Origin of the sequence: Cognatilysobacter segetis, assembly GCF_004359965.1 — a bacterium.
Classification (GTDB): domain Bacteria; phylum Pseudomonadota; class Gammaproteobacteria; order Xanthomonadales; family Xanthomonadaceae; genus Cognatilysobacter; species Cognatilysobacter segetis.
In genome coordinates, this window is sequence record NZ_SMRQ01000030.1 from 22435 (window position 1) to 32137 (window position 9703).

Genomic DNA, 9703 nt, shown 5'->3' on the forward strand with positions numbered 1-9703 from the left:
CCGCCACCTTCCCGTCCGCCCATCTCACCGGTTGCGAATCGCACGCGCGGCCCGACAGGCGGCCGTAGCGGCTCAGTAGCCCGCGGCGTCCAGGGTCTGGCTCGCGCAGCGGCGGCCGAGTTCCACCAGCTCGCGCGCGCGCCAGAACTCGTAGAACTGGCAGGCGTCACGGGGAATGCGGATCACGATCTCCGGCGGGTCCAGCGCCATCTGCACGCGCGCGATCTGCGCCTGCATGGTGTCGAGCGAACGCGCCATGAGTTCGGTGAAGCCCATCGCGCGCGCGTCGGCGCCGTCCACGCGATCGCCGAAGCGCCGCAGCCAGCGACCGAACAGCGACGGCATCTCGCCCGCGATTTCCGACGGTGCCGGCTGCGCCAGCGCGCCGGGCGGATGCGCGGGCCAACTGTGCATGTCGACCGCGACCAGGCGATGCGCGCCGGACAACCGCGTCGCGGTGATCGGCAGCGGCGCGAGGATGCCGCCGTCGACCAGCTCGCGCCCGCGCACGACGTGCGGCGTGAACACGCCGGGGATCGCCATCGAGCCGCGCACGGCGTCCCAGAGGTCGCCTTCGCGCAGCCAGACTTCGCGCTGGCGCATCAGGTCGACCGCCACCACCGTGAGAGGCACGGGCAGGTCCTCGATGCGCGGCGAACCGGCGATGCGCCGCATCTCGTCGAGGATGCGTTGGCCGCGGAACAGCGCCGGCGCGGAGAACGCGGGATCGAGCAGGCGCAGGATGTCGCTGCGCTCCAGCGGCGTGAGCCAGTCGCGGTAGTCGGCGAGCTTGCCGGCTGCGTACAGCCCGCCGATCAGCGCGCCGATCGAGCTGCCGGCCACCGCCGCGATGCGGAAACCGCGCTGCTCCAGCACCTCGATCACGCCGATCTGCGCCAGGCCGCGGGCGCCGCCGGCGCCCAGTACCAGCGCGACCGGCTCGTTCGCCGCGGGCGTCACCGACCGTACTTGCCCAGCGACAGTTCGAGGTGAGTGATCGCCTGCTGCCGCAGCGCCGCGGGCTCGATGATCTCGGCGTCGGCGCCGTAGTGCATGACGTCCATCAGCAGCTCGCGCTCGTTGCTGTAGGGCACCTTCAGCTCGAAGCGCCCGTCGGGCAGGAAGCGCCCCTGCTGCTGCGAATGCCAGTGCTCGTCCGCCACCCAGCGCGCGGCCTTCGGGCTGAAGACGATCGTCGCCCAGCCCTTCGGCGCGCCGGAGAAGATCCCGTAGCTCGAGGAGAGCTGGCGGTCCATCTCCTCGTCGGAGACGTCGCGGGCCGGCTCGTCCAGCACCTTGGCGTTCTGGATGCGGTCGACGGAGAAACTGCGCAGCGCCTCGCGCTCATGGTCCCAGCAGTCGAGGTACCAGTTCTCGCGGTAGTGCGTGAGCCGCTGCGGGGAGACCGTGCGACGGGTCTTCTCGTCGGTCGAGCGCGCGCGGTAGTCGAAGCTGAGCTTGCGGCGGTCGAGCACCGCGGTCGCCACGTTGCGGAAGCTCGCCTCGTCCAGGCGCCGACGGCGATGCGGAATGACGCGGATGCGCTCGACCGGCACGCGGCGCCCGCCGGCATGCTCGCCGAGCAGCTTCTCGATGCGCTGCTGCAGCGGCGCGAGCGCGTTCGACAGCACGCCGCCGCCCGAGCGCATCAGCAGCTGCTGCGCGGCCAGCAGCGAATACAGCTCCTCCGACGACAGCCACAGCCCCGGCAGCTCGAAGCGCGTGCCGTCGCTGTGGTCGTAGCGGAAGCCGGCCTCGCCGTTGCCCTGCACGGGCGCCATCAGGTAGTCGCGCAGGTAGGCGAGGTCGCGGTAGACGGTGGCCCGCGAGCACTGCAGCTCTTCCTGCAGGCGCTGCACCGTCACCGGATAGCGCGAGGCGCTCAGGATGCGGTGCAGGGCGTGGATGCGTTCGATGCGTTCCATCAGGTTCCAGTCTCGGGGCCGGCTGCGACAAGCATCGCACCGGCATGCGTCAGCGGCTAGGGCCTCGGGCAGCGGCAGTGTCGCCGCGCCGGGGGCGCCGGGTCGTGAAAGGGGCGTGGGTGGCACGGCGCGACGCGGGGCTCGGGCACAATGGCGCGATGCGAGGCCCCTCCGAACCGGCGATCGACACGTCCCCCACCCCGGGCGACGAGGTCCGCACCACCACCTGCTACATGTGCGCCTGCCGCTGCGGAATCAAGGTCTGGCTGCAGGACGGCCGGATCCGGTACATCCAGGGCAACCCCGAGCACCCGGTGAACAAGGGCGTGCTCTGCGCCAAGGGGTCGGCGGGGATCATGCAGCACTACTCTCCCGCCCGGCTCTCGCGGCCGCTCAAGCGGGTGGGCGAGCGCGGCAAGGGCGAGTTCGAGGAGATTTCCTGGGACGAGGCGCTGGACCTGGCGACGTCCTGGCTCCGCCCGATCCGCGAGCGCAATCCGGACGAGCTCGCCTTCTTCACCGGCCGCGACCAGAGCCAAGCGCTGACCGGCTGGTGGGCGCAGCAGTTCGGCACGATCAACTACGCCGCGCACGGCGGCTTCTGCTCGGTGAACATGGCCGCGGGCGGGCTCTACACGCTGGGCGGCAGCTTCTGGGAATTCGGCGAGCCGGACTGGGAGCGCACGCGCTACCTGATGCTCTGGGGCGTCGCCGAGGACCACGACTCCAACCCGATCAAGCTCGGCCTCGGCCACCTGAAGGCGCGCGGCGCGAAGATCGTCTCGGTCAATCCGGTGCGCACCGGCTACGGGGCGATCGCGGACGAGTGGATCGGCATCCGCCCCGGCACCGACGGGCTGTTCGCCTTTGCGCTGATCCACGAGCTGCTGCGCACCGACCGCATCGACCTCGACTACCTCGTGCGCTACACCACTGCGCACTGGCTGGTGGTCCGGAATCCGGGCGCGGCGGACGACGGCCTGTTCGCGCGCGACGCCGAGGGGCGCCCGCTGTGCTTCGACCGCACGAGCGGTGCAACGGTCGATGCGAATTCGATCGACGTGCAGCCCGCCGTCGTCGGCGAATACACGCTGGCCGACGGCCGCATCGCCGTGCCGTCGTTCCAGCTGCTCGCCGAGCGCTATCTCGATCCGCAGTATTCGCCGGACGCGGTCAGCGACCGCTGCGGCATCCCCGCCGACACCATCCGCCGCATCGCGCGCGAACTGGCGGAGAACGCGTTCGACCATGAGCTTCGGCTGCCCGTCGCGTGGACCGACGCGTGGGGCCGCGAGCACGCCGAGATGGTGGGCCGTCCGGTGTCGATGCACGCCATGCGCGGCATCAGCGCGCACAGCAACGGCTTCCACACCTGCCGCGCGCTGCACGTGCTGCAGCTGCTGCTTGGCGCGGTCGACACGCCGGGCTCGTTCCGCTACCAGCCGCCGTTCCCGAAGCCGATTCCGCCGCCGAATCGCCCGGGCCGCGCGCGCCAGCCCAACGGCGTGCTCGACGCCGCGCCGCTCGGTTTCGTGCACGGCCCGGAGGACCTCGTCGTCGACGAACACGGCCAGCCGCGCCGCATCGACCACGCGTTCTCGTGGAGCTATCCGCTCGCCGCGCACGGGATGATGCACACGGTCATCCGCAACGCCTGGGCGCGCGATCCCTACAAGATCGACACGCTCATGATGTTCATGGCGAACATGAGCTGGAACTCGTCGATGAACACCGCCGAGACCATCGGCTGGCTCACCGACAGGGACGAGAACGGCGAGTACCGCATCCCGCGCATCATCTACTGCGATGCGTTCTCCTCCGAGATGGTCGCGTACGCCGACCTCGTGTTCCCCGACCCGACGTACCTCGAGCGCTTCGACGCGATCAGCCTGCTCGACCGCCCGATCTCCGATGCCGACGGCGCCGCGGACGCCATCCGCCATCCGCTGTTCGATCCGGCCACGCAGCCCGACGCGCAGGGCCGCCCGCGCGACATCCGCGGCTTCCAGAGCGTGCTGATCGACCTCGGCGCGCGGCTCGGCTTCCCGGGCCTCGTCAACGAGAATGGCACGCCAAAGTACCGCGACTACGCCGACTACATCGTTCGCCACGAGCGCGCGCCGGGCGTGGGCCTGCTCGCGGGCTGGCGCGGCGAGCACGGCGAACTCGAAGCCAAGGGTGCGCCGAATCCGTCGCAGCTCGACGCCTATATCGCGAACAACGGCTTCTGGCGCAGCGAGATGCCCGAGCACGCGCGCTACTTCAAGATGGCCAACCGCGGCTATCTCGACTGGGCTCAGCAGAAGGGCTTCCTCGGGAGCGGCGCGCCGATCCTGCAGCAGCTCTATTCCGAGACGTTGCAGAAGTTCCGCCTCGCCGCGCAGGGGCATGGGCCGCACGTGCCGCCGCCCGAGCACCGCGATCGTGTCGCGACTTACTTTGACCCGCTTCCCATTTGGTACGAGCCGTTCGAGCAGGCGCAGCAGGGCGAGGCCGGCGACCGCGAATTCCCGCTGTCGGCCATCACGCAGCGGCCGATGTTCATGTACCACGCCTGGCATTCGCAGAACGCCTGGCTGCGTCAGATCGCCACGCGCAACTACCTCTACCTGCATCCGGACACCGCGGCGAAGCACGGCATCGGCGACGAGGACTGGATCGACGTCACCTCGCACAACGGCACGATCACCGTGCAGGCACGCACCGCGTCGAACGTGCAGCCCGACACCGTGTGGACGTGGAACGCGATCGGCAAGCGCCGCGGCGCGTGGAAGCTGCCCAAGGACGCGCCGGAAGCGACCAAGGGCTTCCTGCTCAACCACCTGATCTCCGACATCACGCCGAAGGGCGACTACGCGAACGCCGATCCGGTGACGGGCCAGGCCGCCTGGTTCGACCTGCGCGTACGCATCGCGCCCGCCGCGTCGACGGGTGCCCTGTCGCAGCCGCAGTTCGCCACGCTCGCGGGCGCGCCGGCGGACGATCGACCGCTGCGCTACGGCGCCGACTTCCGCCGCGAACGCGACTCCCGCGAGGCCTCATGACACCGCGAAAGATCATCGGCTACGCGCTGGTCGCGCTCGGCTTCCTGCTGATCATCCTGCTCGGCTACGGCGTCATCGAGCCGTTCGGCGATTTCACCGTCGCGAACGACCTCGGCGGCCTGATGCGCGTGCTCGCGCCGAGCGTGGCCATTCCGTTCGCGATCTTCCTGGTCGGCATCGCGCTCGCCCGCGGAGGACGCCGCCGGTGACGATGCTGCCGCCGCCGACACCGAAGAAGCTCGGGCTCGTGATCGACCTCGACACCTGCGTGGGCTGCCATGCCTGCGCGGTGGCCTGCAAGGAATGGAATGCGGGCGGCTTTTCCGCGCCGCTGCCGGACGAGAAACCCTACGGCGAGCATCCGACCGGCGTCTGGTTCAACCGGGTACACAGCTACGAGCTGGCCGCGGTGCTGGTCGACGAAGCGCCGCCCGCCACGGCGCGCGAATCGCACACGTCGATGCGCGATGCCGGCCACCTCGGCGACTTCGACCGCAGTGTCGGCGTCGACGCCGCGCGCGCCGAGCCGCCGCACGCGGACCGTCCGGACTCGACGTCTTCAGCGATGCCGCGCACGGGCTGCACGTCGATGAACCTCGCCGCCGATCTCGCGCAACCGGCGATGACCCTGCACTTCCCACGCTCGTGCCTGCACTGCGAGGAACCGGCCTGCGTCACGGTCTGCCCGACCGGCGCGAGCTACAAGCGCGCCGAGGACGGCATCGTGCTGGTCGACGAGAGCAAGTGCATCGGCTGCAAGCTGTGCTCGTGGGCCTGCCCCTACGGCGCGCGCGAGTACAGCAGCGTCGAGGGCGTCATGAAGAAGTGCACGCTCTGCATCGACCGGATCTACAACGAGAACCTGCCGGAAGCCGAGCGCCAGCCGGCCTGCGTACAGGCCTGCCCGACCCGCGCGCGCCACTTCGGCGACCTCGCCGATCCCGAGTCCAAGGTGTCGAAGCTGGTCGCCGAGCGCGGCGGCGTCGACCTGATGGCATCGCTAGGCTACAAGCCGACCAATAAGTACCTGCCGCCGCGACCGCGTCGTGGTGCGACGACGGCGACCGCCACCGAGGAAGCGCTCGACACGAAGGCGCTGCCGCCGGTGCTGCGCTGGCTCGACCGCGTGCTGTCGCGCTGAGGACCCCATGCATCCCGCCCTCTCCGTCATCTTCTTCACCACGCTGTCGGGGCTCGGCTACGGCCTGCTCGCATGGAGCGGCATCGCGGCGCTGGTCGGCACCTCGCCGCGCGCGCTGCTGTCCGCGCTCGTGCTGGGCGTGCTCCTGTCCGTCGTCGGCCTGCTGTGCTCGGTCGGCCACCTCGGCAAGCCGTTGCGGGCCTGGCGCGCGTTCTCGCAATGGCGCACGTCATGGCTGTCGCGCGAAGGCGTGGTCTCGCTCGCGACGTTCGCACCCGCGCTGCTACTGGTTGCCGCGTTCCTGCCGCGCTTTTTCGCGGTCGACCTCGGCGGCGCATCGCTCACCGGCGGCGTCGTGCTGGCCGCGGCGGCCGTGCTGCTCGCGCTCGGCGCGCTCGCGACCGTCTACTGCACGTCGATGATCTACGCGTCGCTCAAGCCCATCCCGGCCTGGACGCATCGCAGCGTGCCCGCCGTCTACCTGCTGTTCGCCCTCGTCTCCGGCGGCATCGCGTTCCTCACGCTGCGCGCTGTCTTCGGCGCGACGCCGTCGCGCGCGACGCTGCTGCTGACGATCCTCGGCCTCGGCCTGCTCGCGCTGCTGAAGGCGCGCTACTGGTCCGCGATCGATACGACGCCGCTTCCGGTCACGCGCGGCGAGGCCATCGGCCTGCCGGCGCGCGAGGTCCGCGTGTTCGAGCGCCCGCACACCGAAGGCAACTTCGTGACGCGCGAAATGGTGTTCGTGCTTGCGCGCAGGCACGCGTCTCGCCTGCGCGCGATCGCACTGGTCGCCTTCGCGACGCTGCCCGCACTCGCGCTGGCCGCGACGTGGATCGTCCCGACCGCCGCCACGACGCTGCTGGCCATCGCCACGCTGTCGGTGCTGGTCGGCGCGTTCGTCGAGCGCTGGCTGTTCTTCGCCGAAGCACGCCACCTGGTGTCGCAGTACTACTGAACCGCGCAGGAGTTCCGTCATGACCTCCGACGAAACCGCGATCCGCGCCCTCATCTGGCAATGGCACGACGCGACCGCCGTCGGTGACGTCGATGCCGTGCTGTCGCTGATGGCGAAGGACGTGCAGTTCCTCGTGCCGGGCCGCGAACCGATGCTGGGTCGGGATGCGTTCGAGGACGGCCTGCGCTCCCTGCTGAAGACGCATCGCATCCGCTCGAGCGGCGACGTGCGCGAGGTGCAGGTGTCGGGCGATCTCGCGTTCGTGACCGCGCGCCTGACCGTCCGCATCGAACCGCTCGAAGGCGGCGGCGCGAGCGAACGCAGCGGCTATGCCCTGTCCGTGTTCCGGCGCATGGCTGACGGGTCCTGGCAACTCATCCGCGACGCCAACCTGCTGGCGGCAGGCTGACGTCCAGACCGGGTCGGCGCCGGACCTCAGGACACGAACGGCCCGGTATCCGGTTCCGACGACGCGGCGATGAGCGCGGCCGCACCGTGCCCGAGCAGTTCCTGCGCGACGCGTTCGCCGAGCGCGTCGGGCGCATCGATGCCGCCCTCGGCGGACGCGCGCACCTGGCGGCCGTCGACCGCCGAGCCGACCAGCCCTTCCAGGTGCAGGCGCGTGCCGGAGAGCCTGGCGAACGCGGCGACCGGCACGTGGCAGCTGCCGTGCAGCGCACGGTTCATCGCCCGCTCCGCTTCGACGCAGGTGCGCGTCGCGGCGTCGTTGAGCGCGGCGAACAGCGCGACGGTCGCCGCGTCGTCGCTGCGGCATTCGATCGCGATCGCGCCCTGCGCCGGCGCGGGCAGCCAGTCCGGGGCGTCGAGGCGCGCCCGGATGCGGTCGTCGAAACCGAGGCGCTGCAGGCCGGCGCAGGCCAGCACGATCGCGTCGTAGTCGCCGGCATCGAGCTTGGCGAGTCGCGTGTTCACGTTGCCGCGCAGGTCGCGCAGCACCAGGTCCGGGCGCCGCGCGCGCAGCTGCGCCTGCCGACGCAGCGACGACGTGCCGACCACCGCGCCCTTCGGCAGCGCGTCGAGGCCGGCATGGCGGTTGCTGACGAACGCATCGGCATGGTCCGCGCGCGCGAGGATCGCCGGCAGCGCGAAGCCGGGTTCGAGCTCCATCGGCACGTCCTTGAGCGAATGCACGGCGCAGTCGGCGTCGCCGCGCAGCATCGCGAGCTCGAGCTCCTTGAGGAACAGGCCCTTGCCGCCGATCGCCGCGAGCGAACGGTCCAGCACCTCGTCCCCGCGCGTGCTCATCGGCACCAGTTCCACCGCCAGGCCCGGATGCGCGGCGCGCAGGCGATCGGCGACGTGCTCGGTCTGCCAGAGGGCGAGCGGGCTTTTCCGGGTGGCGATGCGGAGGGTGCGGGCGGGCGTCGTCATCCCCGCATTGTCGCGGATTTGCACCGGCGGGCCGTCATCGGGCCCGCGATGTCGCGACCGCCATGCCGGTGGCCGCGGATCCGTGGTTCCTCGACCGCCGTCACAGGTGCGCGAGCCGCTCCCGCAGCGACGCCACGCAGCGCCGGCTCACCTCGAGCGGCTGGCGGCCATGCCGCAGCAGCGCCTGCACGTGGCCGTCGGGGCTGCGCTTGAGCTCGATGAGCTCGTGCCGCGCGACCAGGCAGTTGCGATGGATGCGCACGAAGCGTTCGCCGAATTCCAGCTCGAGCGAGCGCAGCGATTCCTCGATGAGATCCTCGCCGCGCGCGTGGTGCACGACGACGTACTTCTCTTCGGCCTGCAGGTAGTGGATGTCGTCGATCGGGATCAGCCGCAGCGAGCCGCGCAGGCGCGCGCACAGGTGCGTGCGCTTGCGGCCGGCCCCATCGCCGTTGGCGCGCGCCGACGTCAGGCGGCGCACGCGTTCGAGCGCGGCCGCGAGGCGTTCCGGGCGCACCGGCTTGACCAGGTAGTCCAGCGCCTCGGCCTCGAAGGCCGAGACCGCATGCGCGTCGTAGGCGGTGCAGAAGATCACGGCCGGGCGCGGTTCGCTCGCGGCGAGGTGCCGCGCGGTCTCCAGCCCGTCCATGCCCGGCATCGATACGTCCAGCAGCACCAGGTCCGGGTGCTGTTCGGCGCAGGCCTGCAGCGCCTGCGCGCCGTCCGACGCCGTCGCGACCACGCGGATGCCCGGCTGCTCCTCGAGCAGCGCGCGCAGCCGGTCACGGGCCAACGGTTCGTCGTCGGCGATCACCACGTTCAGCGTATCCACGCACCCCTCCCGCGATACCCCCCCGCCTCCGATATTAGCCTTCCCGGGCGTTCGTGGAAGGGGCGGCCTCAGCGGGCGGCTGAACCGGACACGAGACGCGCGTCCAGCCAGCCGCGCACCGCCTCGATCTCCTCGAGGCAGACCTGGTGCTGCATCGGGTAGGCGTGGAAGTCGACATCGAAGCCCAGCGCGCGCAGGCGGCGGGCGGCGTCCTCGCCCGCGGCGAAGGGCACGACGGGATCGAAGCGGCCGTGCGCGACGAAGACCGGCTGCCCGCGCGCGGCCTCGGGCGTGTCGTCCAGGCGCGCGAGCGCGTCGGTACCGAGCGGGAGGTACGTCGACAGCGCGACCAGGCCGGCCAACGGTTCGCTCCGCCGCAGGCCCGCCGCCAGCGTGACCGCGCCGCCCTGC

At 71.2% G+C, this 9703-nt stretch carries 10 protein-coding genes; 5 read left to right on the forward strand and 5 right to left on the reverse strand.

Features of this window, described 5'->3' with window-relative positions; genetic code table 11:
- Window positions 1-72: 72 nt before the first annotated feature.
- Complete coding sequence (locus tag E4F61_RS08315; RefSeq protein WP_133479211.1) at window positions 73-960, reverse strand: patatin-like phospholipase family protein; 888 nt, start codon at window positions 958-960, stop codon at window positions 73-75.
- Window positions 957-1925 carry a helix-turn-helix transcriptional regulator gene (locus E4F61_RS08320; RefSeq protein WP_133479212.1) on the reverse strand — a complete coding sequence of 323 codons (969 nt, stop codon included), beginning with the start codon at window positions 1923-1925 and terminating at the stop codon, window positions 957-959. Before E4F61_RS08320 ends, E4F61_RS08315 begins: the two co-directional genes overlap by 4 nt.
- Window positions 1926-2083: 158 nt before the next feature.
- Between E4F61_RS08320 and E4F61_RS08325 the strand changes: the two genes are divergently transcribed.
- From E4F61_RS08325 to E4F61_RS08345, 5 genes are read left to right on the forward strand one after another with little or no spacing between them, the layout of a single operon-like run.
- Entirely contained in the window at window positions 2084-4969 is a 2886-nt protein-coding gene (locus E4F61_RS08325; protein ID WP_133479213.1) for a molybdopterin oxidoreductase family protein, read from the forward strand.
- Window positions 4966-5178, forward strand: a complete 213-nt coding sequence (locus E4F61_RS08330) for a hypothetical protein (RefSeq protein WP_133479214.1) — start codon at window positions 4966-4968, stop codon at window positions 5176-5178. Before E4F61_RS08325 ends, E4F61_RS08330 begins: the two co-directional genes overlap by 4 nt.
- Window positions 5179-5180: 2 nt before the next feature.
- A complete protein-coding gene (locus E4F61_RS14990; protein WP_133479220.1) occupies window positions 5181-6110 on the forward strand; it encodes a 4Fe-4S dicluster domain-containing protein in 930 nt (309 codons plus the stop codon).
- Between the two features lie 7 nt (window positions 6111-6117).
- Complete coding sequence (locus E4F61_RS08340; protein WP_133479215.1) at window positions 6118-7068, forward strand: dimethyl sulfoxide reductase anchor subunit family protein; 951 nt, start codon at window positions 6118-6120, stop codon at window positions 7066-7068.
- A 19-nt stretch (window positions 7069-7087) separates the two neighbouring features.
- Window positions 7088-7477 carry a YybH family protein gene (locus tag E4F61_RS08345; RefSeq protein WP_133479216.1) on the forward strand — a complete coding sequence of 130 codons (390 nt, stop codon included), beginning with the start codon at window positions 7088-7090 and terminating at the stop codon, window positions 7475-7477.
- Between the two features lie 26 nt (window positions 7478-7503).
- On the opposite strand, the gene hemC is transcribed toward E4F61_RS08345, so the two are convergent.
- The 3 genes from hemC to E4F61_RS08360 form a co-directional block, all read right to left on the reverse strand.
- A complete protein-coding gene (gene hemC, locus E4F61_RS08350) occupies window positions 7504-8460 on the reverse strand; it encodes a hydroxymethylbilane synthase (protein ID WP_133479217.1) in 957 nt (318 codons plus the stop codon).
- A 100-nt stretch (window positions 8461-8560) separates the two neighbouring features.
- Window positions 8561-9283: a LytR/AlgR family response regulator transcription factor gene (locus E4F61_RS08355; protein WP_133479221.1), complete on the reverse strand. Its 723-nt coding sequence runs from the start codon at window positions 9281-9283 to the stop codon at window positions 8561-8563.
- 77 nt (window positions 9284-9360) lie between these two features.
- Window positions 9361-9703, reverse strand: a 343-nt coding sequence (locus E4F61_RS08360; protein ID WP_425480128.1) for an alpha/beta hydrolase, incomplete at its 5' end; no start/stop codon positions are given.

Bases quoted from the DNA above. Each gene is read 5' to 3' on its own strand.
- E4F61_RS08320 (WP_133479212.1), bottom strand. From the start codon at position 1,925: ATGGAACGCATCGAACGCATCCACGCCCTGCACCGCATCCTGAGCGCC.
- E4F61_RS08325 (WP_133479213.1), top strand. From the start codon at position 2,084: ATGCGAGGCCCCTCCGAACCGGCGATCGACACGTCCCCCACCCCGGGC.
- E4F61_RS08330 (WP_133479214.1), top strand. From the start codon at position 4,966: ATGACACCGCGAAAGATCATCGGCTACGCGCTGGTCGCGCTCGGCTTC.
- E4F61_RS14990 (WP_133479220.1), top strand. From the start codon at position 5,181: ATGCTGCCGCCGCCGACACCGAAGAAGCTCGGGCTCGTGATCGACCTC.
- E4F61_RS08340 (WP_133479215.1), top strand. From the start codon at position 6,118: ATGCATCCCGCCCTCTCCGTCATCTTCTTCACCACGCTGTCGGGGCTC.
- E4F61_RS08345 (WP_133479216.1), top strand. From the start codon at position 7,088: ATGACCTCCGACGAAACCGCGATCCGCGCCCTCATCTGGCAATGGCAC.
- hemC (WP_133479217.1), bottom strand. From the start codon at position 8,460: ATGACGACGCCCGCCCGCACCCTCCGCATCGCCACCCGGAAAAGCCCG.